The following is a 21,888-nucleotide window of genomic DNA, read 5'->3' on the forward strand; positions in this document are numbered from 1 at the left end:
CCAGGACACCCGGCGGTGGCCGTCGGCTGCGGTGTCTTGAATGGAACTGGCTGTGCTGAAGCGATGGAACCCATGACCGGCGGAGGGGAGGGGGAGGCAAGCGAAGCGATCCCTCCACAGTCGAAGCGCTTCGATGTTGCTGCGAGGTTAAGTGAACGACCGGGGGCGCACAAGGGTCGATTCCCAGATTCCCCGGAGGCACGGACCACTGGCGCGGCACTCGAACCCGGGCTGTGTGACAGCGAGGAAACGGATCTGTTGCGCCCTGGTCTCTTGACACCCACCCCACGGTCGAATGAGCATCGAAGCGCTTCGAAAGGCTCACGCAGCTCCATCGCAAAGGGATCCCACGTGACCGCTCAGACGCCGCCCGTGCCGCCGTTCCGTGATCCGCGGCTGTCGATCGCGAAACGCGTCGACGACCTGCTCCAGCGGCTCACCCCGGACGAGAGGATCGCGTTCCTGCACCAGTTCGTTCCCGCCGTCGACCGGCTCGGGGTGGCCGCGTTCCGCACCGGCCAGGAGGCCCTCCACGGGGTCGCCTGGATGGGCCCCGCGACGGTGTTCCCGCAGGCCGTCGGCCTCGGCGCCACCTGGAACGAGGACCTCGTCCGCAGGGTCGGCGAGGCGGTCTCCACCGAGGTCCGCGCCATGCGGGCGCGCGACGACCGCGTCGGTCTCAACGTCTGGTCGCCGACGGTGAACCTCCTGCGCCACCCCCTGTGGGGCCGCAACGAGGAGGGCTACTCCGAGGACCCGGCACTGACCTCGGCGATCGCGACCGCGTACACCCGGGGTCTGCGCGGCGACCACCCCACGTACTGGCGCACCGCCCCCGTCCTCAAGCACTGGCTGGCCCACAACAACGAGACCGACCGAGCGGAGACCTCCTCCTCGGTCCGCCCGCGCGTCCTGCACGAGTACGACCTGCGGGCCTTCCGTTCGACCGTCGAGGCGGGCGCGGTCGCCGGCGTGATGCCCGCGTACAACCTGGTCAACGGCCGCCCCAACCATGTCTCGCCCTACCTGGCGGAGCAGCTGCGCACCTGGACCGACGAACCGCTGCTGGTCTGCTCCGACGCGGGCGCCCCGTCCAATCTGGTCGACTCCGAGCACTACTTCGACACCCACGAGGAGGCGACCGCCGCCTCGCTGCGCGCCGGGGTCGACAGCTTCACCGACCACGGCACCGACAGCTCGACGATGATCGCGCGCATCCGGGGAGCCCTCGACCGGGGCCTGCTGGCCGCGGACGACATCGACGAGGCGGTCCGCCGCCAGCTCTCCGTCCGCTTCCGGCTCGGCGAGTTCGACCCCGACGCCGACCCGTACGCCGGCGCCCTGGACTTCGACACCCCGGCCCACCGGGCCCTCGCCCGGGAGGCCGCCGAGCAGGCGATCGTCCTGCTGAAGAACGAGGGCGGTCTGCTGCCGCTCGCCGAGGAAACCCGGATCGCCGTCGTCGGCCTCCTCGCCGACGAGTGCAAGCTCGACTGGTACAGCGGCACCCTCATCCACCGCTCGACCCCGCTGGAGGGCCTCTACGACCGCTTCGGCGCCGAGCGCGTGACGTTCGCGGAGGGCGTGGACCGGGTGAGGCTGCGCACGTCGGGCGGCGCGTACCTGGCCGTCCCCGAGTCCGGCGGCACCGCCGACGCGGTGCGCGGCGCGGAGGGTTCCCTCGATCCGGCGCTCCTCGCGGGCCGTACGGATCTGCCCCCGCTCACCACCGACGCGACCGGTACGGAACTCGCCCTGGTCGACTGGGGCGACGGCGTCCTCACCTTCCGCGCCCCGGACGGCCGTTATCTCTCGGTCGCCGAGGACGGCCGGGTCCGCGCCGCCGCCGACCAGCCGGGCGGCTGGGTGGTCCAGGAGACGTTCCACCTGGAACCGCACGAGAACGGTCACCTCCTCAGGCACACGGGGACGGGCCGGTACGTCACTGTCGCCGCCGACGGCGTGAAGGTTGCCGACGGGGATCCGGAGGTCTTCGAGCTCGTCGTGGCGCAGCGCGGCGAGGAGGCGGTGGCGGAGGTTGCCGCCGGGGCCGACGTGGTCGTCGTGGTCGCGGGCAACGACCCGCACATCAACGGGCGCGAGACCGAGGACCGCACCACCCTCGCCCTGCCCGCCCACCAGGAGCGCCTGCTGCGCGCGGCCCGCGCCGCCAACCCGAACACGGTCCTGGTCCTGGTCTCGGCCTACCCGTACGCCGTCGACCCGGCCGAACTGCCGGCCGCCCTGTGGACCGCGCACGGCGGCCAGGCCGCGGGCACCGCCCTGGCCGGTGTCCTCGCCGGTGACGTCTCCCCCGCCGGCCGCCTCCCGCAGACCTGGTACGCCTGCGACGCGGACCTGCCCGGCCTCCTCGACTACGACGTGATCGGCGGCCGTCAGACGTACCTCTACTTCGAGGGCGAGCCACTGTTCCCGTTCGGCCACGGCCTGTCGTACGGGGAGTTCGCGTACGACAACCTCGACGCCCGCGTGGAGCAGGGAGGCGGCGGCGAGGGCGAGCTGACGGTGTCCTTCACGGTCACCAACACCGGCACGGTGACCGCCGACGAGGTCGCCCAGCTCTATGTCCGCGCCGTGGACCCGTCGGTCCCCCGCCCCCGCCGCGAGCTGGCCGGCCATCGCCGCGTCACCCTGACACCCGGCGCGGCGACCGAGCTGTCCTTCCGACTGCCGCTGTCGGTACTGGAGTTCTGGGACGTGGCGCACGGCACCCTGCGGCTGGAGCCGGGCTCCTACGAGGTGCTGGCCGGCGCGTCCAGCGAGGACATCCGTCTCCGTACGACCGTCGAGGTCGAGGGCGAGCCGCTCGCCCCGCGCCCGGTCCGTGAACGCGGCCTGGACGCGGCGGACTTCGACGAGCAGCGCGGCACGGAGATCGTCGACCGTGCGAAGGTGTCCGGCGACGCGGTGACCCCGCTGGGCGGCACCTCGGGCGAACTGATCTACCACGCCTGCGACTTCGGGCCGGGCGTCACGGGGATGTCGGTCGAGGTGACGGGCGGGGGAAGCGTCGAGTTCTCCCTCGCCGACGGCCCGGTGCTGGCGACCCTGACGCTCGACACCCCCACCGGGGACCCGTACGCGTACACCACCCTGCACGCCGCCGTCCGGGCGGCCGGTGTGCACGACGTCCACCTCACACTGCGCGGCCCCCTGCGGCTCGCGCGTGTCGGCTTCTCCGGTTGAGGGTCCGGAAGCGGGCCGACACAGAAGGGGCCCGGCACCGGAAGGCATCGGTGCCGGGCCCCTTCATCCCGGGATCTGACCCCAGACTACATGAAAACGATTGTCAGAAGCTAGGGGTGGGCGTCGCCGGACAGGCGCTCTGAGGACTTCTCGATCCTCGGTCCAGGGCGCCCGTGGTGGCTCAGAGCTGGAGGCCGGTCAGCACCAGCACCCGCTCGTAGGTGTAGTCGTCCATCGCGTAGCGCACGCCTTCGCGGCCGACGCCGGACTGCTTGGCGCCGCCGTACGGCATCTGGTCGGCGCGGTAGGACGGGACGTCGCCGATGACCACGCCGCCGACCTCCAGGGCGCGGTGGGCGCGGAAGGCGGTCTGCACGTCGTGCGTGAAGACGCCCGCCTGGAGGCCGTACTTGGAGTCGTTGACGGCGGCGAAGGCCGCGGCCTCCCCGTCCACCTTCTGGAGGGTGAGGACGGGGCCGAAGACCTCCTCGCAGGAGATCGTGACGTCGGCGGGCACGTCGGCGAGGACGGTCGGCGCGTACGAGGCGCCGTCGCGCTTGCCCCCGGTGAGGAGGGTGGCGCCCGCGTCGACGGCCTCCTGGACCCACGTCTCGACCCGCTTGGCGGCGTCCTCGCTGACCAGCGGGCCGACGTCGGTGGCGGCGTCCGACGGGTCGCCGGTGACCTGGGCCTCCACGGCGGCCACGACGCGCGGCAGCAGCCGGTCGTAGACGGAGGCGTCCGCGATCACCCGCTGCACCGAGATGCAGGACTGGCCGCCCTGGTAGTTGGAGAACGTGGCGATCCGGTTCGCCGCCCAGTCGAGGTCCTCGTCGGAGGCGTAGTCGGCGAGCACGACCGCCGCGCCGTTGCCGCCCAGCTCCAGCGTGCAGTGCTTGCGCGGCACCGAGTCCATGATCGCGTAGCCGACCTTCTCGGAACCGGTGAAGGAGATGACGGGCAGCCGCTCGTCCTGCACCAGGGCCGGCATGCGGTCGTTGGCGACGGGGAGGATGCTCCACGAGCCGGCGGGCAGTTCACTCTCGGCCAGCAGCTCGCCGATGACGAGGCCGGAGAGCGGGGTGGCCGGGGCGGGCTTCAGGATGATCGGCACACCGGCCGCGATCGCCGGGGCGATCTTGTGGGCGCACAGGTTCAGCGGGAAGTTGAACGGCGCGATGCCGAGGACGACGCCCTTCGGGAAGCGGCGGGTGACCGCGAGCCGCCCCTGACCGCCCAGGTCGGTGTCGAGGCGCTGGGCCTCGCCCCCGTTGAACCGGCGGGCCTCCTCCGCCGCGAACCGGAACACGGACACGGCACGGCCGACCTCGCCGCGGGCCCACTTGATCGGCTTGCCGTTCTCGGCGGAGATGAGCTGCGCGATCTCCTCGGTCCGCTCGGCCAGACGCCGGCTGACGTGGTCCAGCGCGGCGGCCCGTACGTGCGCCGGGGTCGCCGCGAACTCGTCCCGTACGGCGTACGCGGCGGCGACAGCCTCCTCGACCTGCGCGTCCGTGGGCACGCTCACCCTGCCGACGAGCCGGTCGTCCCACGGTGACGTGACGTCGAACGTGGTCTCACCGGTGGCCTCGCGGCCGGCGAGCCAGAAGGCATGCGTGGCGGTCATAGTGGTTCCCGGCCCTTCGGTGCGTCTCTGTACAACCTCTTCTCGGCTCCACGGTAGGGCCGGGAGGCCGGGGGGTCGTTTGTCCGGGGCGTATGAGTGGGCGGGGGGGTTGCTCCGCTTTGGTGCGGTGGCGGGTGGGCCGGGCGCCTGGTGACTCGGGGGTGCGCGTCGATCGGCGGGCGCGGGTGGGTGGGGGGCCGGTCGCGCAGTTCCCCGCGCCTCTCAAAAAGCGGGGCCTGCGGCCCTCGCTTTTGATGAAGGGGCCGCAGGGCCTTCTTCAGGGGCGCGGGGAACTGCGCGACCAGCCCCCACCCACCCGCGCATGCCCACAACCCCCTGGCAGGGTCGAAGGGGCGCAGCCCCTGGGATGGGACGGGTAGGGGCGGCGGGGGCGAGGAACCCCCGGTCACTCCCCCGCCGCGGACGTCGCCTTCAGCGCCAGCCACAGCTCCATCCGTACATCGGGATCGTCCAGCGACCGCCCGAGGATCTCCTCCACCCGCCGCATCCGGTACCGCAGCGTGTGCCGGTGCACCCCGAGGTCCGCCGCCGCCGCGTCCCACTGCCCGTGCCGCGACAACCACGCCCGCAACGAGGCGACCAGATCCCCCCGCCCGGTCGCGTCGTGGTCCCGCAGCGCGCGCAGCAGCCCGTCCGCGAAGGCCCGCACCGCGTCGTCCGCGAGCAGCGGCAGCACGGACCCGGCCGCCAGTTCCTCGTGCTCGACCAGGCACCGCCCCCGCCGCCGCGCCACCGACAGCGCCTGCTCGGCCTGCTTGTACGCGGCCGATACCGCTATGGGCCCGGCGGGCGCGGAGAGGCCGACGACGAGTTCCTCCTCCTCGGTGAACGCGGAGGCCGCGGCAGCGCCCGCGGCGGAGGCCGACAGGGGGGCCGGGCCCGAGCCGGGACCTCCGGCCGGGACCGAGGGACCGGCCGCGGCCGGGGTGGCTCCCGAGGCCGACGCCGACGTGCCGCCCGTACCCCCCGCGCCCCGCGCGGTCGCCGCCCGTGCCGTCTCCAGCGCCGCCGCGAACTCCCCGCACGCGCCTACCGCCGCGCCCCCGTCCACGGCGAGCACGACCAGCCGCTCCCCCTCGGGCACGACGAGCACCGCCTCCCCGGCCCGCGCGGCCGCCGCCTCCACGACCTCGGCGAGCTGCGCGAGCGGGGCGCTGTTCGCCGTGGCGGCGGCCAGGGCCGCGGCCCGGTACCGCCCGCTCCCCCGGCCCGCCGCCCCGCCGGTCCCGGCGGCGCCAGCGTTGCCGGCCCCACCGCCACCGCCGGCGGCCGCGCCGCTCCCGGTCGACGCACCGGTCGTACCGGCCGCGCCCTCCGCCCGCGCCCGGGCCGCCGACGCGGAGCCCGACTCCGCGAGGATCAACCGGAACGGCGCGTCCAGCAGTTCCCCGTACAGGTCCCCGGCGACAGCCCGCGCGTGGTCCGACTCCCCGGCCAGCAGCATCCGCAGCACCGCCGCCCCGATCCGCTGCTCGGCGGCGTGCAAGGAACGTGACCGCTCCGTCGTCAGCGTCAGCAGCGCGATCGCGGAGTGGACGGCGTACCGCTCGGCGGTGCCCGGCGCGGCGGCCGTGCCGACGGCGAGCGCCGCGCGGGCCCGGCGGGTGGTGCCGAGGGAGTGCAGCTCGACGCGGTCCTCGCCGCCGACGACCGCGCTGGCCGGTGCGGGCCGGTCCCGCAGCCGTTCGACGTCGGCGGTGAGCCGCCCCGCCCGCCGCTCCGCCCACTCGGGCGCCGCGGCCACCACGGCACCGGAGGCGTCGTACAGCGCGGCCCACCCGTCGACCTGTGAGGCGAGCGCGGCGAGCACCCCCTCGGGACCGGAGCCCAGCGCCTGCTTGGTGAGTTCACGCTGCGCGGCGAAGCCCGCCGTCACCGCCCGGTACTGGTCGGCGGCGATGGCCGCCGACACCGCCTTGCTGATGGCGAGGAAGGGCGTGCGCCGGGGCACTTCCAGCAGGGGCAGCCCCTCGGTGTCCGCCGCCTCGACGAGCGCCTCGGGGACCTCCTCGTAGTTCACCCCGACGGCGAAGCCGAGCCCGACGACCCCGGCCCCCACCAGCCGCCGTACATAGCGCCGCATCTCCTGCGGGTCCTCCGCGTCCAGCTTGAGCGCGGTGATCAGCAGCAGTTCGCCGCCCTCCATGTACGGGACGGGGTCGGCGAGTTCGCTGACGTGGGCCCAGCGGACGGGTACGTCCAGGCGGTCCCCACCGGCCCGCACGGTCAGCTTGAGCGCGGAGTGGTGGACGAGCGAGGCGAGCGTCGGGGGCATCGGGCCTTCAGAACGGTTCGGAAACTACTCGGAGCGGCGTCGCGCCGCGTCGGGCATCGGGATCCCGGCCGGGTCGACGATCACCGTCGTACGTTTTGGCCGCCGCGTATGAACGGCCTGTGCCGATTCTGCCTCACCGTACGGTCGCCGCGCGCCCCTCAAGCCCGATCCCGCGCCCCTTCCCGCCCCACGGCCTCCGACGGCCTCCATCGTTCAGCCCCGCCGCCCAGCCCCTTCCCTCAGCCCCGCAGGTTCACCAGCAGCGGCGGCGCGTGTTCGCCGTGGACATCCGTCAGGGACAGCACCGCGTGGCCGGGCGGCACGGCGTGCGCCAGCTCGGACGCGGACCAGCGCTCCCGCTCGACCTGGCGCACGGTGACCGCGCGGGCGGTCGGCGCGGACCCGGTGATCACCCGGCGCAGCGCGTGCCACGCCTTGCCCGCCGGGGAGTCCGCGATGATCTGCCGGTCGGTGACGTCCCGCGCCTCGGTCCACTCCTTGCCCCAGACCTCGGCGAAGTCCTGGCCGTCCCACGGGGTGATCCCGGACAGCGCCATACGGCAGCCGGTCGCGCCGAGCAGCGGCCCGCGCAACGGCCGGGGCACGTCGTCGAGGGTGCGCAGGGTGAGGACCGTGCCCGCGTTGGCGGACCGCAGCCGCTGGATGCCGCGGACGGCCTCGGGGGTGATGACGCCCGTCGCGTCGTCCAGCACCAGGCAGGCGAACAGCGAGCGGTCCTCCCGTACCGACACGCTCGCGGTGAACTGCGCGAGCACCAGCCGGGCCAGGATGCGTGAGGCGTCGGCGTGGCCGCGCTGGGGGAGGTCGATCCGGACCCGTACGGGGTGGTCGAGCGCCTGGAGGGAGAAGGGCCGGGACTGGCCCGAGGTGTCGAAGAACCCGGCGAAGGCGGGCCGGTCCAGCAGGGCGACCCGGTCGGCGAGGACGGAGCCGACGTCACCGGGGTGCCCGAGCTGCCGCTCCCGCGCGTCCAGCTCCCGCAGCAGCGACTCCTGCCCGGCGTCCTGGAGCGCCTTGCGCAGCTCGCCCAGCGGGCCGGGGGCGCCGTCGAGCAGCTGCCGAAGCTGCGGCACCGACGGGAACCGCCCGTGCACCGCCCGGAACGGGCCGAGCAACTGCGCGAGGACCGTGGTCGAACGCCGGCTGTCGGCGCCGGGGTGCGGGTCGGCCAGGTCGCCGACGAGCGCCTCGGCGAGGACGGCGGCCGCCTCGTCGGGGTCGGTGGTGCCGCCGTAGAGGTCGAGGTCGTACTCGGACTCCGGGTTGCCGATGCGGACGACGACGTCGTAGGCGTCGGCCGGGCCGAGGCCCGCGCCCGCCGCGCCCACGACCACCACGGCGGCCCGGCCGGCCAGCGCGTGCAGGCACAGCGACTCGGCGACGGGCCATACGATGCCGCCGGTCTTCCCCGACCCGGCGGGCCCGACGGCCAGCAGGGACGTACCGAGCAGTTCCGGACCGAGGGCGAGGCCGGTGCCGCGGTAGGCGTACGGGTTGCGGGGGTCGTCGGCGGTCGTGCCGAGCCGGACCTGCCCGGTCACCATGTCGTGCTGCGCGAGCCGGCCCGGGAGGTCCCGCTCGCCCGACGGATGCAGACAGGCCGCCGCGCCGTCCTTCAGCACCGCGCCGCTGAACGTCGCCATGCTGTGCCGCCCGCTGCGCACCCCCTGCCACGCCCGCATGATCCGCGCGTGATCCACATCCCGCATGAGCCCGGCCCGCGCCTCGGCCCCGAGCCGATCGGCGACATCGGTCGCACCGGCCTCCCTGAGCTGCGGCCATTCGGCGGGGTCCCGCTCGGGCGGCGGGAGGACCTGCCGTTCCCGGGGCTGTGTGAAGCGCGGGGCGCCGTACCGGCGCCAGACCTCGCCCCAGCGGCCGAGCCGCCCGACGCCGATCATGATCGCCAGGGCGACGACGACGTACCAGACATAGCTGAGGACGACCGCGGAGTACGAGTGGGCGGGGGCCCAGGAGTCCGGGATCATCGCGTAGAGCGGTACCAACCACCAGCCGCCGAGGTAGCCGTTCCACAGCAGGGACCAGATGAGCCAGCCGACGAGGAAGGCGATGACCGCGCCGCCGAGCAGCTGGCGGCCGGGGACGATCTCGGGCTCCTCCTCGGGCCGCGGCCGGTGGCCGAGCCGCCAGACGCCGGGCGCCGCGTCCGGCCGGGGGGTCCGCAGCCAGGTCAGGAAGGTGTTCCCGTCGGGCCTCGGCGGCGCTCCGGGCACGCCCGCGGGCATGGGAGGCACCGCGGGCATCTCCGGCGACCCCGCCGGACGCGGCACAGGATTCGCGTGCGTGCCCCGTGCGTCCCGCGTCCCGTCGCTGTTCATCGCCTTGCCCCCTGACCAGCCGTTCCGTCCACCATCAGCGAGTCAATCTAACGCTCCCGGAAAGGGAGTTCACCGCTTACGCGGCCGGGTGCGCCCGGAAGCTGCCGGTCCGTGACCGAAGCGGCCCGGTTCACCTCCGACAACGCGCCATGTCCACCACGGACAAGCGGACTCCGCAACAACGCCCACATGGAGCATGCCCACCTCTCGTCCTCGGTCCTAGCCTGCGAGAAAAGAAGACAAGCGTCCGTAACGCCCCCAGGAGCCCCACATGAGCGCACTTCCGCAGGAGCGCCGCGTAGTCACCGCCATTCCCGGACCGAAGTCGCAGGAGCTGCAGGCCCGTCGCACCGCCGCGGTGGCGGCGGGTGTGGGCTCCGTGCTGCCGGTGTTCACCGCGCGTGCGGGCGGCGGGATCATCGAGGACGTGGACGGCAACCGGCTGATCGACTTCGGCTCCGGCATCGCCGTGACCAGCGTCGGCGCCTCCGCCGAGGCCGTGGTCCGCCGGGCCTCCGCCCAGCTCCAGGACTTCACGCACACCTGTTTCATGGTCACCCCGTACGAGGGCTACGTGGCGGTCGCCGAGGCCCTCGCCGAGCTGACCCCGGGCGACCACGCCAAGAAGTCCGCCCTGTTCAACTCGGGCGCCGAGGCCGTCGAGAACGCCGTGAAGATCGCGCGTGCGTACACCAGGCGGCAGGCCGTCGTCGTGTTCGACCACGGCTACCACGGCCGCACCAACCTGACGATGGCGCTCACCGCCAAGAACATGCCGTACAAGCACGGCTTCGGCCCGTTCGCCCCCGAGGTGTACCGCGTGCCCGTCGCCTACGGCTACCGCTGGCCGACCGGCCCGGAGAACGCGGGCCCGGAGGCCGCCGCCCAGGCCATCGACCAGATCTCCAAGCAGGTCGGCGCGGAGAACGTCGCCGCGATCATCATCGAGCCGGTCCTCGGTGAGGGCGGCTTCATCGAGCCCGCCAAGGGCTTCCTCCCGGCCATCAGCAAGTTCGCCTCCGACAACGGCATCGTCTTCGTCGCCGACGAGATCCAGTCGGGCTTCTGCCGCACCGGTCAGTGGTTCGCGTGCGAGGACGAGGGCATCGTCCCCGACCTGATCACCACCGCCAAGGGCATCGCCGGCGGTCTCCCGCTCGCCGCGGTGACCGGCCGCGCCGAGATCATGGACGCCGCCCACGCGGGCGGCCTGGGCGGCACCTACGGCGGCAACCCGGTCGCCTGCGCGGGCGCCCTCGGCTCCATCGAGACGATGAAGGAGCTCGACCTCAACACCCGGGCCAAGCACATCGAGGCGATCATGAAGTCCCGCCTCACCGCCATGGCCGAGAAGTTCGACGTCATCGGCGACGTCCGGGGCCGCGGCGCCATGATCGCCATCGAGCTGGTCAAGGACCGTACGACGAAGGAGCCGAACCCGGAGGCGACCGCCGCGCTGGCGAAGGCCTGCCACCAGGAGGGCCTGCTGGTCCTGACCTGTGGCACCTACGGCAACGTCCTGCGCTTCCTGCCCCCGCTGGTCATCGGCGAGGACCTCCTGAACGAGGGCCTCGACATCATCGAGCAGGCGTTCACCCGCGTCTGAACCCTCCGGCCAGTTCCTCGCGAGTGCCCTGCGCGCCCCCTGCCGGCCCCCGCCCGCACGGGGCGCGCATACGGAATCCCCCATCCGCCTCCGACGTCCCACGCTTCCCGTAACCGGAACGCGGCCCCGGATTCCGGTGCCTGTGCACGAGCGTCGGAGGGCGTGAAGAAGGTGTGCAAAGTGCATGTCGGGTCGCGTTTTCGCCTGTCGCCGCCGCACGGCCTGTCGTAGGTTCTTGGGCAGATGAGAGATACACCCCGCCCACAGGGGACTGTGGGCGACACCTGGTCGGGGCCTCCCCAGCTTCGCCCTGGTCGTGCCCTCGCGCACACACCCGGAGCTTCCGGCTCCGGATCTCCTCACCGATCGGATGGCCGCTCGCCCCAAACCCCCCGGGGCGCGCGGCACACCGATCCGGACGGCCGCTCTCGAACCACCCCCCCTGTTCGAGGGCGGCCGACCATTTCCTCCGGCCGTCGCGCCGGACCCCGCGGACTCGTCCGCGGTCTCCTCCTTCTCGGTCTTCCGGGCCTTTTCTTCTCGCTGATCACCTGGCAGGTCGTCGCGGACGGCCCGCTGACCCGCGTGGACGAACGCCTCAGCGACTCCCTCGTACGGCGCGGTGCCGCCGCGCGGTTCCTCGCCGACCTCGGCAACGTCACCGTCGCCGTGCCGGTGCTCGCACTCGTCCTCGTGTACGTCGCGTGGCGCGCGCGTGCCACCGGTACGGACCACTGGTGGCGGCCCGCCGCCGGCGCCGCCGCGCTCATGGCGGCCGTACCGCTCTGGGTGGTCCCGCTGAAGGAGCTGGTCGCCCGCCCCGGCCCCGCCATCATGGGCCCGGGCACGGGTTTCTACCCTTCCGGCCACACCGCGACCGCCACCGTCGCGTACGGCGCCGCCGCTCTGCTGCTCCTGCCCTGGCTGCGCGGCGCCCCGGCGCGCGGCGCGGCCGTCTGCTGCGCCGTCGTCGTCAACCTCGGCGTCGGTGCCGGCCTGGTGCGTCAGGGCTACCACTGGCCGCTCGACGTGGTGGCGAGCTGGTGCGTGTGCGCGATGCTCCTCACCGCGCTGGGCCGCTGGTCCCGCCCCCGCTCCCGCACCACCGACGGGACAGACCGGGAGGTCCGGTAGGGGAGCCCCGGCCGACCCGCGCGTCAGGCCTCCACGTCGACGACGACCCAGTCGGCGATCTCCCGCCAGAGGTCGGCCGAGCGCCGGTGGAACGGGTGGGTCGGGTAGCGGTCGACGGCCGGGACGTCGTCCGGGACGGGCCTTCGTGCTAACCGTCCTGGTCCTGGGCGAGGCCCGCAGCCGCCTCGTGCATCGCCAGTTCCAGCAGGGCCGGGTCGGTGAGGGTGCCGGTGCCGTCCGGGGGGACCAACCAGCGCACGCCACCGGACTGCCGGCCGGGGTAGGGCACCACGATCCAGGTGCCGCGGCCCGCGCTGCGCACCCCCGTGCCGAGCCAGCGGGAGGCCGTGCCCGGGGGCACGAAGAAGCCCATGCGGTCGTCGCCGAAGTCGACGAGCACGGGCCCGGGTTGGTCGATGATGCGGGTCAGGACGTCCAGCGTGGGGTAGCCGAGCTCCCCCGGCAGGATCAGCACGTCCCAGGCCCGGCCCGCCGGGAGCAGGGTGACTCCCAGGGGGTTGCGCTCCCACTCCCAGCGGCAGGCGTCCGGATCCGGCGCCACCGCCGCCAGCCACTCGACCGCCGTCTTGGCCCCAGTCATGACGGGACCTCCCTCTCTGTAGAGCTCCTTCGGACGCGGAGTCGCGTCAGGAGCACAGACAGCGGTACGGGCCGGGCATTACGCGGGTTCCCCCCATGTCTTGGTGGTGAATCCGAGGACGGCATTCGAGCTGGGCGTACGCCTGTCCAGCAAGGCGTACGCCCATGGCTCGCGAGCGCTTCGGTGCGCCCCCTCCATCCTGCGCAGTGTCAGCTGTCGAAGCCCAGCCCCAGGCGGTCCATGGCTTTCAGCCAGAGATTGCGCCGACCGCCGTGGGAGTCGGCTCGGGCGAGGGACCACTTGGTGAGGGCGATACCGGTCCAGGCGAACGGTTCCGGCGGGAACGGCAGGGGCTTCTTGCGGACCATCTCCAGCTCGGTGCGTTCCGTGCGCTCCCCCGCGAGCAGGTCGAGCATGACCTCCGCGCCGAACCGGGTGGCGCCCACGCCCAGCCCGGTGTACCCGGCCGCGTAGGCGACCTTGCCCTGGTGGGCGGTGCCGAAGAACGCGGAGAAGCGGGAGCAGGTGTCGATGGCGCCGCCCCAGGCATGGGTGAAGCGGACGCCCTCCAGCTGCGGGAAGCAGGTGAAGAAGTGGTCGGCGAGCTTGGCGTACGTCTCGGGCCGGTCGTCGTACTCGGCGCGCACCCGGCCCCCGTACGGGTAGATGGCGTCGTAGCCGCCCCACAGGACGCGGTTGTCGGCGGAGAGCCGGAAGTAGTGGAACTGGTTGGCGGAGTCCCCGAGCCCCTGTCTGTTCTTCCAGCCGATCGACGCCAGCTGGTCGGCGGTGAGCGGCTCGGTCATGAGGGCGTAGTCGTACACCGGGACGGTGTACGCGCGGACCCGCTTGACCAGGCTGGGGAAGATGTTGGTGCCGAGGGCGACCTGACGGGCGCGGACCTGGCCGTACGGGGTGCGGACCGCCATGCCGGCGCCGTACGCCTTCAGGTCCAGCGCGGGGGTGTGCTCGTGGACGCGGACGCCGAGCCTCAGGCAGGCGCGCTTGAGGCCCCAGGCGAGCTTGGCGGGGTGCACCATCGCGACGCCCCGGCGGTCGTGGAGCCCGGCCTCGAAGGTCGGTGAGGCGACCTGCTCGCGGACGGCGTCCGCGTCGAGGAACTCGATGCCGTCGGCGAGGCCCCTGCGGCTGATCTCGTCGTACCAGTCGCGCAGTTCCCAGGCCTGGTAGGTCTCGGTGGCGACATCGATCTCACCGGTGCGTTCGAAGTCGCAGTCGAGGTCGTGCCGGGCGACCGCCGCCTCGATCTCGTCGAGATTGCGGGCGCCCAGCTCCTCCAGCTTGTGGATCTCGTCCGGCCAGCGGCTGAGACCGTTGGCCAGACCGTGGGTGAGGGAGGCGGCGCAGAAGCCGCCGTTGCGTCCGGAGGCGGCCCAGCCCACCTCACGGCCTTCCAGCAGGACGACATCCCGTCCGGGGTCGCGCTCCTTGGCGACGAGCGCGGTCCACAGTCCGCTGTAGCCGCCGCCGACGACCAGCAGGTCGCAGGTCTCGGCGCCGGTGAGGGCGGGCTCGGGGTGGGGCTTGCCGGGGTCTTCGAGCCAGTACGGGACCGGCTGTGCGTCGGAAAGAGACTTTGTCCACCGGTTCATGGCGCTCGGGGCCATGATTTCAACTCCCTACGGAGATTCGACGGGCGACGTGATCGGCGTTATGCCTTCTGCCGCTTTCTGCGGTTGGTGACGACCATTCCGGCCACCACGAACAGTACGGCGATCAGGAACATGGCCGTACCGATGACATTGATCTGGACGGGCGTTCCGCGCTGTGCCGAACCCCAGACGAACATGGGGAAGGTGACGGTGGAGCCCGCGTTGAAATTGGTGATGATGAAATCGTCGAAGGAGAGCGCGAAGGCGAGGAGCGCGCCCGCCGCGATACCGGGGGCGGCGATCGGCAGGGTGACGCGCAGGAAGGTCTGGACGGGGCCGGCGTACAGGTCCCGCGCGGCCTCCTCCAGCCGCGGGTCCATCGACATCACGCGCGCCTTGACGGCGACGACGACGAAGCTGAGGCAGAACATGATGTGGGCGATGAGGATCGTCCAGAAACCGAGCTGAGCACCCAGATTGAGGAACAGGGTGAGCAGCGAGGCGGCCATCACGACCTCGGGCATCGCCATCGGCAGGAAGATCAGCGAGTTGACGGCGCCTCGCGCGCGGAACCGGTAGCGGACGAGCGCGAAGGCGATCAGGGTGCCGAGGACGGTGGCGCCGAGGGTCGCCCAGGCGGCGAGCTGGAGGCTGAGCGAGAGCGAGCCGCACAGGTCGGCGACGCCGCACGGGTCGGTCCAGGCGGCCGTGGAGAATTCCTGCCACTCGTAGTTGAAGCGGCCCTTCGGCTGGTTGAAGGAGAAGACCGTGACCACGACATTGGGCAGGAGGAGATATCCGAGGGTGAGCAGTCCCGCGATGACGACGAGATGCCGCTTGAGCCAGTTCAGGAAGGCCATTTAAACCAGATCCTCCGTCCCGGACCTGCGAATGTATACCGTGACCATGATGAGGATCGCGGCCATGAGGATGAACGAGAGGGCCGCCGCCGTCGGATAGTCGAGAATCCTCAGGAACTGGCTCTGGATGACGTTGCCGATCATCTGGGTGTTCGTGGAACCGAGGAGTTCGGCGTTCACGTAGTCACCGCTGGCGGGGATGAACGTCAGCAGGGTGCCCGAGACGACACCGGGCATGGACAGCGGGAAGGTGACCTTGCGGAAGGTGGTCAACGGGGTCGCGTAGAGGTCGCCCGCCGCCTCGTGCAGCCGCCCGTCGATGCGCTCCAGCGAGGTGTAGAGCGGCAGGATCATGAACGGCAGGAAGTTGTAGGTGAGGCCGCAGACCACCGCGAGCGGCGTGGCCAGCACACGGTCGCCCGCTGTGAGGCCGAGCCAGCTGGTGACGTCGAGGACGTGCAGCGAGTTGAGGGCGCCGACCACCGGGCCGCCGTCCGCGAGGATCGTCTTCCAGGCGAGGGTGCGGATCAGGAAGCTGGTGAAGAACGGCGCGATCACCAGGATCAGGATCAGATTGCGCCACCGTCCCGCGCGGAACGCGATCAGATACGCCAACGGGTAGCCCAGCAGCAGGCACAGGAACGTCGCCGTGCCGGCGTAGAGCACCGAGCGCAGGAACTGCGGGTAGTACTCGCCGAGCGCGTCCCAGTAGGTCGCGAAGTGCCAGGTGACCCGGTAGCCGTCCTCCAGGGAGCCCGTCTGCACGGACGTGGAGCCTGATAGACCATCGGCATCGCGAAGAACACGAGCAGCCAGATCAGACCGGGCGCGAGGAGCAGGTACGGCGTCCAGCGACCCCTTCTGCGGGGCGGCTTCGCCGTCGGGACGGGCGCGAGGGGTGGTGGCGCCTCGGCTTCGGTGAGGGTCGACATCACAGGGCCGCCCCCTCTTCGACACCGGCGTCGATGTCCTGGGCGGCGTCCAGTCCGAAGGTGTGGGCCGGGCTCCAGTGCAGGACGACGTCGGCGCCGGGGACCAGGCGGGCGTCGCGGTCGATGTTCTGCACGTACACCTCGAACTCGGGGCAGACCGAGCTGTCGATGACGTACTGCGTGGAGACCCCGATGAAGCTGGTCGCGGCGATCTTCCCGGTGATGCGGTTGCGGCCGACCGGGATCTCGCCCGCGTCGTCCGCGTGCGTCAGCGTGATCTTCTCGGGGCGAATGCCGACGATGACCTTGCCGCCGGTGGTGGCGGGCGCCGCACATCGCGCCTCGGGCAGGACGAGCTTGCCGTCACCCGCCTTCAGCACGATCTCCTCGCCGCTCCTGGAGTCGACCTCGGCCTCGATGAGGTTGGAGGTGCCGAGGAAGTTGGCGACGAAGGTCGTCTTCGGGTTCTCGTAGAGGTCGGCCGGTGAGCCGAGCTGCTCGACCCTGCCGCCGTTCATCACGGCGACCGTGTCGGCCATGGTCATGGCCTCCTCCTGGTCGTGCGTGACATGGATGAACGTGATCCCGACCTCGGTCTGGATGCGCTTCAGCTCCAGCTGCATCTGGCGGCGCAGCTTGAGGTCGAGGGCGCCGAGCGGCTCGTCGAGGAGCAGTACCTTGGGGTGGTTGATCAGGGCGCGGGCGACGGCGACGCGCTGCTGCTGGCCACCCGAGAGCTGGTGCGGCTTCTTGCGCGCCTGCTCGCCGAGCTGCACCAGGTCCAGCATCTCGTCGACCTGCTTCTTCACGCTCTTGAGTCCGCGCCGGCGCAGGCCGAAGGCGACGTTCTCGAAGATGTCGAGGTGGGGGAAGAGGGCGTACGACTGGAAGACGGTGTTGACCGGACGCTTGTACGGCGGAAGGTGCGTCACGTCCTGGTCGCCGAGCGACACGGTGCCCTGGGACGGTTCCTCCAGGCCGGCGATCATCCGCAGCGTGGTGGTCTTGCCGCAGCCGGAGGCGCCGAGGAGGGCGAAGAAGGAACCTTCCGGCACGGTCAGGTCGAGCGGGTGCACGGCGGTGAAGGAGCCGTAGGTCTTGCCGATGCCGGTGAGGCGGACGTCACCGCTGCTGTTCTGTGTGGTCTTCATGGTCCTCGTCACGCCCCCGTCAGCTTCGCGAACTTCTCTTCGTACGCCGTCTCTTCCTTCTGGGAGAGGGAGCGGAAGGCGTGGGACTTGGCCGCCATGGCGGCGTCGGGGATGATCAGCGGATTGTTCGCCGCGTCCTCGTCGATCTTGGCCAGCTCCGCCTTCACGCCGTCGACGGGGCACACGTAGTTGATGTACGCGGCGAGTTCGGCGGCCGGCTTCGGCTCGTAGTAGTAGTCGATGAGCCGTTCGGCGTTGGTCTTGTGGCGGGCCTTGTTCGGGATCAGCAGGTTGTCCGTCGAGGTCATGTAGCCGCTGTCGGGGATGACGAAGTCGACGTCCGGGGTGTCCGCCTTGAGCTGGACGACGTCACCGGCCCACGCGATACAGGCCGCGAGGTCGCCCTTGCTCAGGTCGGAGGTGTAGTCGTTGCCGGTGAAGCGGCGGATCTGGCCCTGGTCGACGGCCTTCTGGAGGCGGGCGATCGCCGCGTCGTAGTCGTCGTCGGAGAACTTCGCCGGGTCCTTGCCCATGTCCAGCAGGGTCATCCCGATGCTGTCGCGCATCTCGGAGAGGAAGCCGATGCGGCCCTTCAGCTTCGGGTTGTCGAGCATGTCGGAGACCGACGTGACCTCCTCGCCGTCGAGGGCCTTCTTGTTGTAGGCGATGACGGTCGAGATGCCCTGCCAGGGGTAGGAGTAGGCCCGCCCCGGGTCCCAGTCCGGGCTGCGGAACTGCTGGGAGAGGTTCATGAAGGCGTGCGGCAGGTTGGACGGGTCCAGTTTCTGGACCCACCCGAAGCGGATCAGCCGGGCGGCCAGCCAGTCGGTGACGCAGATGAGGTCGCGGCCGGTGGCCTGACCTGCGGCGAGCTGCGGCTTGATCTTGCCGAAGAACTCGACGTTGTCGTTGATGTCCTCGGTGTACTTGACCTTGATGCCGGTGCGCTTCGTGAACGCGTCGAGGCTCGGGTGGTGCTTGCCGCTGTCGTCGACGTCCATGTACTCGGTCCAGTTGGAGAAGGCGATCTCCTTCTCCTTGGCCGAGTGGTCCTCGGACGAGACGCCCGCGGTGTTCTTCGCCGCGGGGATGCCGCAGGCGCTCAGCGTGCCGAGCGCGCCGACGGCGAGCGCGCCGCCCGTTCCGGCGCGCAGCAGCGAACGGCGGGTCAGCGCGGCCCTGCCGTTCCTGAGACTGCGCCGCATGGCGGCCACCTGGGCCGGGGACAGGCGGTCGGGCTCGTACTGCTCCATGCGCGTGATGCCCTTTCGGGAGGTGCCCTTTCGGGAGGGTGGCGAGGACCGGCCGGAGGTCGGGCGGGCGGTCCACGGTCTGACTAGCGGTCCCCGAAGATCGTGCGGTGCCAGTCCTTCCTTGCCACCGCCGTATTGTCGAACATGACGTGCTTGATCTGCGTGTACTCCTCGAACGAGTACGCCGACATGTCCTTGCCGAAGCCGGACGCCCGGTAGCCGCCGTGCGGCATCTCACTGATGATCGGAATGTGGTCGTTGACCCACACGCACCCGGCCTTGATCTCCCGTGTCGCACGGCCCGCCCGGTACACGTCGCGCGTCCACGCGGAGGCGGCGAGCCCGTACGGGGTGTCGTTGGCCAGGCTGATGCCCTCGTCGTCACTGTCGAAGGGCAGCACGACGAGGACGGGGCCGAAGATCTCCGACTGGACGATCTCGCTGTCCTGGGCGGCGTCGGCGACGAGGGTCGGACGATAGTACGCGCCCTTCGCGAGCTCGCCCTGCGGTGCTTCTCCGCCGGCGACCACGCGTGCGTACCCGCGGGCCCGGTCGACGAAGCCGGCGACCCGGTCGCGCTGGACCTGCGAGATCAGCGGGCCGAGGTCGGTGCCGTGCGCGAAGGGGTCGCCCAGCCGGACGGTCTCCATGAGGGCGGCCGTGCGCTCGACGAACGCCTCGTAGAGGGGACGCTGGATGTACGCGCGCGTGGCCGCCGTGCAGTCCTGCCCGGTGTTGATGAGGGCGCCGGCGACGGCGCCGTGCACGGCCGCGTCCAGGTCCGCGTCGTCGAAGACGACGAAGGGGGCCTTGCCTCCGAGTTCCAGGTGGAGCCGTTTGACGGTGGCGGTGGCGATCTCGGCGACCCGCTTGCCGACGGCGGTGGAGCCGGTGAAGGACGTCATGGCCACATCGGGGTGCCCGACGAGGTGCTCGCCGGCCACCCTGCCGGTGCCGGTGACGATGTTGATCACGCCGTCGGGGATTCCGGCGTCCGTGGCGGCCTGCGCGAACAGCAGCGAGGTGAGCGGGGTCAGCTCGGCGGGCTTGAGGACGATCGTGTTGCCCGCGGCGACCGCCGGGAGGATCTTCCAGGCGGCCATCTGGAGAGGGTAGTTCCAGGGGGCGATGGAGCCGACGACCCCGATGGGCTCACGCCGTACGTACGAGGTGTGGTCCCCGGAGTACTCGCCGGCCGACTGGCCCTGGAGGTGCCGGGCCGCGCCCGCGAAGAAGGCGGTGTTGTCGATGGTGCCGGGGACGTCGAACTCACGGGTGAGCTTCAGCGGCTTCCCGCACTGGAGCGACTCGGCGCGGGCGAACTCCTCGGCCCGGTCGGCGAGCACGGCGGCGAACCGGTGCAGTGCGTCGGACCGCTCGCCGGGCGTGGTCGCGGCCCAGCCGGGGAAGGCGCGGCGGGCCGCGGCGACGGCCGCGTCCACGTCGTCGGTGCCGGCCAGCTCATAGGTGAGGATTTCGTCGCCGGTGGCGGGGTCGACGACCGCGTGCGTGTGACCCGATGTGCCCTTCGTGAGGCGGCCGGCGATGTACTGCGCACCGGCCGCGAAGCGTTCCTGCGCGGGGAATCGGTCCGGGGTGGCGGTGCCCGGGTTCTGCATGTCGCTCTCCTCCGCCTTGTCCCCCTGTGTCCTGGGGACGGGTGGCGTAGCTCCAGCTCGATTTGAGTGCCGATCCTGGCAGAGGGATGGGGCATCAACAAGTGATTCCGTTGTTGCCTTTTGGTTACGCGACGGAATCTGTCGACCAGGTGTCCAGTCGCAGGCGAAAATCGAGGACGGAGTGTCAGTGGCGGGTGCCACACTCGTCGGCATGCTGAAGATCGATTCTTGGGACGCGCTGGTCAGCGAGGTCCGGGCGGGGGCGAGGGTCAAGTACCTGCATTTCTGGGGGCACCGTCCGCGACCCGACGGCCGGGTGGGGCCGAGCTGTCTGAGTCAGTGGTGGCCGTCGCCGTTCACGGTGGACGGCGTGGAGTACGCGACGGCGGAGCACTGGATGATGGCGTCCAAGGCTCGGCTGTTCGGCGACGTGGAGGCGGAGCGCAAGGCCGTCGCGGCGACGAGCCCGGCGATGGCGAAGAAGGTGGGGCGCCTCGTACGCGGCTTCGACGAGGCCCTGTGGGAGCGGGAGCGCTTCGGCATCGTCGTCGAGGGCAGCGTCCACAAGTTCGCCGCGCACGACGACCTGCGGGCCTGGCTGCTGGGCACGACGGGCCGCGTCCTCGTCGAGGCCAGCCCCCTGGACCGCGTCTGGGGCATCGGCCTCGCGGCGGACGACGAACGCGCGATGGACCCGGCGCAGTGGCGCGGCCCCAACCTGCTGGGCTTCGCCCTGATGGAGGCGCGGGAGCGGCTGCTGCGGGGGGAGGGGTAGCCGGGGGCCGGGGCCGGGTGGCCGCAGGCCCGCAGGGGGCCGCGGCCCTGACGGCCACCGCGGCAGGCCTGTAGGGGTGGGCCGGGGAAGGGCTACCGGCTCGGCTTGGCGAGGTGGGCGAACGGCGGCGGGGTGTTCTCGGCCGGTAGGACCAGGGACAGGGAGGTGTCATAGCCGTCGTCGAAGACGTCGGTGTCCGACTCGTCCGTGCCGTCCGGTGCGACGACGATCAGGACGAAGAAGCCGATGCCCATGAGGAAGCCGGCGATGCCGCAGATGATCCCGGCCAGCGCGTGCCCGGGGTTGGTCGCCTCGCCCCGGCTCGCCTTGGCGCGGCCGATGACGCCGAAGATCACCGCCATCACGCCCAACAGGATCGCCAGCGGCCACATGCAGAAGACTGTGGCCGCGCAGATCCCGAGCACCATCGAGGCGATGCCCGTCCCGTTGCTCGGCGGGGGCGGCATGAGCGGCCAGCCGTAACCGGAGGTGGGCGTCTGCCCGGCCGGGCCGGGACCGCCACCCGGGTACGGCGCATAGCCGTACGGGAACTGCCCCGGCCCGTCGGGGCTGATCGGCGGCGGCGGCACGGGGGCGCCGCTCATCGCGCCGGGCAGGTGGGGTGGGGGTGGGTAGCCGTGGGCAGCCGGGTCCTGGGGAGCGAAGGGGGCGCCGGGTCCGGGTGTCGACGTCGGCGGAGGGTAGGCAGCGGCGGGCGCGGGTGGGGGGTACGCGGCGTAGGGCGCGGGCGTCGGGTAGGTCGTCGTCCCGTCGGAGGGCGGGGCGAACGGGTTGCTCGGGGCGGGGCCCTGCGCGACGGGGTGCGGAGGCCCTGCGGGCGGGGCGAAGGGATT

Annotated in this window: 14 protein-coding genes and 1 pseudogene; 4 read left to right on the forward strand and 11 right to left on the reverse strand. The window is 71.9% G+C overall.

What is annotated here, in order from left to right:
* Positions 1-351: 351 nt before the first annotated feature.
* Positions 352-3,207, forward strand: a complete 2,856-nt coding sequence (locus tag SMA5143A_RS21380; protein ID WP_107464511.1) for a glycoside hydrolase family 3 C-terminal domain-containing protein — start codon at positions 352-354, stop codon at positions 3,205-3,207.
* A gap of 181 nt (positions 3,208-3,388) precedes the next feature.
* Here the strand turns inward: SMA5143A_RS21380 and SMA5143A_RS21385 are convergent, their stop codons facing one another.
* From SMA5143A_RS21385 to SMA5143A_RS21395, 3 genes are all read right to left on the reverse strand, one after another.
* On the reverse strand, positions 3,389-4,834 hold the full coding sequence (locus tag SMA5143A_RS21385) for an aldehyde dehydrogenase family protein (RefSeq protein WP_107464512.1): 1,446 nt from the start codon (positions 4,832-4,834) through the stop codon (positions 3,389-3,391).
* Positions 4,835-5,240: 406 nt separating this feature from the next.
* Positions 5,241-7,130, reverse strand: a complete 1,890-nt coding sequence (locus tag SMA5143A_RS21390; RefSeq protein WP_107464513.1) for a PucR family transcriptional regulator — start codon at positions 7,128-7,130, stop codon at positions 5,241-5,243.
* A gap of 239 nt (positions 7,131-7,369) precedes the next feature.
* Entirely contained in the window at positions 7,370-9,490 is a 2,121-nt protein-coding gene (locus SMA5143A_RS21395; RefSeq protein WP_107464514.1) for an ATP-binding protein, read from the reverse strand.
* 271 nt (positions 9,491-9,761) lie between these two features.
* Here SMA5143A_RS21395 and gabT point away from each other — a divergent pair, with 271 nt between their 5' ends.
* Positions 9,762-11,096 carry a 4-aminobutyrate--2-oxoglutarate transaminase gene (gene gabT / locus SMA5143A_RS21400; protein WP_107464515.1) on the forward strand — a complete coding sequence of 445 codons (1,335 nt, stop codon included), beginning with the start codon at positions 9,762-9,764 and terminating at the stop codon, positions 11,094-11,096.
* A 273-nt stretch (positions 11,097-11,369) separates the two neighbouring features.
* Positions 11,370-12,230 carry a phosphatase PAP2 family protein gene (locus tag SMA5143A_RS21405; RefSeq protein WP_258193662.1) on the forward strand — a complete coding sequence of 287 codons (861 nt, stop codon included), beginning with the start codon at positions 11,370-11,372 and terminating at the stop codon, positions 12,228-12,230.
* Positions 12,231-12,378: 148 nt separating this feature from the next.
* Here the strand turns inward: SMA5143A_RS21405 and SMA5143A_RS21410 are convergent, their stop codons facing one another.
* The 7 genes and pseudogenes from SMA5143A_RS21410 to SMA5143A_RS21440 form a co-directional block, all read right to left on the reverse strand.
* A complete protein-coding gene (locus tag SMA5143A_RS21410; RefSeq protein WP_107464517.1) occupies positions 12,379-12,831 on the reverse strand; it encodes a hypothetical protein in 453 nt (150 codons plus the stop codon).
* Between the two features lie 209 nt (positions 12,832-13,040).
* The gene (locus tag SMA5143A_RS21415; RefSeq protein WP_107464518.1) at positions 13,041-14,459 is read right to left on the reverse strand and encodes an NAD(P)/FAD-dependent oxidoreductase; all 1,419 of its coding nucleotides are present in this window, start codon (positions 14,457-14,459) and stop codon (positions 13,041-13,043) included.
* Positions 14,460-14,503: 44 nt separating this feature from the next.
* The gene (locus tag SMA5143A_RS21420; protein ID WP_055523717.1) at positions 14,504-15,304 is read right to left on the reverse strand and encodes an ABC transporter permease; all 801 of its coding nucleotides are present in this window, start codon (positions 15,302-15,304) and stop codon (positions 14,504-14,506) included.
* Positions 15,305-16,236, reverse strand: a pseudogene (locus SMA5143A_RS21425) (ABC transporter permease).
* Positions 16,236-17,387 carry an ABC transporter ATP-binding protein gene (locus tag SMA5143A_RS21430; protein ID WP_107464519.1) on the reverse strand — a complete coding sequence of 384 codons (1,152 nt, stop codon included), beginning with the start codon at positions 17,385-17,387 and terminating at the stop codon, positions 16,236-16,238. Before SMA5143A_RS21430 ends, SMA5143A_RS21425 begins: the two are co-directional and overlap by 1 nt.
* Positions 17,388-17,395: 8 nt before the next feature.
* Positions 17,396-18,640 (reverse strand): polyamine ABC transporter substrate-binding protein, encoded by a 1,245-nt coding sequence (locus tag SMA5143A_RS21435; protein WP_107464520.1) that lies wholly within the window; start codon positions 18,638-18,640, stop codon positions 17,396-17,398.
* An 83-nt stretch (positions 18,641-18,723) separates the two neighbouring features.
* The gene (locus SMA5143A_RS21440) at positions 18,724-20,259 is read right to left on the reverse strand and encodes a gamma-aminobutyraldehyde dehydrogenase (RefSeq protein WP_107464521.1); all 1,536 of its coding nucleotides are present in this window, start codon (positions 20,257-20,259) and stop codon (positions 18,724-18,726) included.
* A gap of 211 nt (positions 20,260-20,470) precedes the next feature.
* Here SMA5143A_RS21440 and SMA5143A_RS21445 point away from each other — a divergent pair, with 211 nt between their 5' ends.
* Positions 20,471-21,034 carry an NADAR family protein gene (locus SMA5143A_RS21445; RefSeq protein WP_181361958.1) on the forward strand — a complete coding sequence of 188 codons (564 nt, stop codon included), beginning with the start codon at positions 20,471-20,473 and terminating at the stop codon, positions 21,032-21,034.
* A 92-nt stretch (positions 21,035-21,126) separates the two neighbouring features.
* Here the strand turns inward: SMA5143A_RS21445 and SMA5143A_RS21450 are convergent, their stop codons facing one another.
* Positions 21,127-21,639, reverse strand: a complete 513-nt coding sequence (locus tag SMA5143A_RS21450) for a DUF4190 domain-containing protein (RefSeq protein ID WP_107464523.1) — start codon at positions 21,637-21,639, stop codon at positions 21,127-21,129.
* Positions 21,640-21,888 lie beyond the last annotated feature (249 nt).

The organism is Streptomyces sp. MA5143a, assembly GCF_900290235.1.
Classification (GTDB): domain Bacteria; phylum Actinomycetota; class Actinomycetes; order Streptomycetales; family Streptomycetaceae; genus Streptomyces.

Excerpts from the sequence above, each read along its gene's own strand:
- SMA5143A_RS21385 (WP_107464512.1), bottom strand. The coding sequence starts at position 4,834 with ATGACCGCCACGCATGCCTTCTGGCTCGCCGGCCGCGAGGCCACCGGT.
- SMA5143A_RS21390 (WP_107464513.1), bottom strand. The coding sequence starts at position 7,130 with ATGCCCCCGACGCTCGCCTCGCTCGTCCACCACTCCGCGCTCAAGCTG.
- SMA5143A_RS21395 (WP_107464514.1), bottom strand. The coding sequence starts at position 9,490 with ATGAACAGCGACGGGACGCGGGACGCACGGGGCACGCACGCGAATCCT.
- gabT (WP_107464515.1), top strand. The coding sequence starts at position 9,762 with ATGAGCGCACTTCCGCAGGAGCGCCGCGTAGTCACCGCCATTCCCGGA.
- SMA5143A_RS21410 (WP_107464517.1), bottom strand. The coding sequence starts at position 12,831 with ATGACTGGGGCCAAGACGGCGGTCGAGTGGCTGGCGGCGGTGGCGCCG.
- SMA5143A_RS21415 (WP_107464518.1), bottom strand. The coding sequence starts at position 14,459 with ATGGCCCCGAGCGCCATGAACCGGTGGACAAAGTCTCTTTCCGACGCA.
- SMA5143A_RS21420 (WP_055523717.1), bottom strand. The coding sequence starts at position 15,304 with ATGGCCTTCCTGAACTGGCTCAAGCGGCATCTCGTCGTCATCGCGGGA.
- SMA5143A_RS21430 (WP_107464519.1), bottom strand. The coding sequence starts at position 17,387 with ATGAAGACCACACAGAACAGCAGCGGTGACGTCCGCCTCACCGGCATC.
- SMA5143A_RS21435 (WP_107464520.1), bottom strand. The coding sequence starts at position 18,640 with ATGGAGCAGTACGAGCCCGACCGCCTGTCCCCGGCCCAGGTGGCCGCC.
- SMA5143A_RS21440 (WP_107464521.1), bottom strand. The coding sequence starts at position 20,259 with ATGCAGAACCCGGGCACCGCCACCCCGGACCGATTCCCCGCGCAGGAA.
- SMA5143A_RS21445 (WP_181361958.1), top strand. The coding sequence starts at position 20,471 with ATGCTGAAGATCGATTCTTGGGACGCGCTGGTCAGCGAGGTCCGGGCG.
- SMA5143A_RS21450 (WP_107464523.1), bottom strand. The coding sequence starts at position 21,639 with ATGAGCGGCGCCCCCGTGCCGCCGCCGCCGATCAGCCCCGACGGGCCG.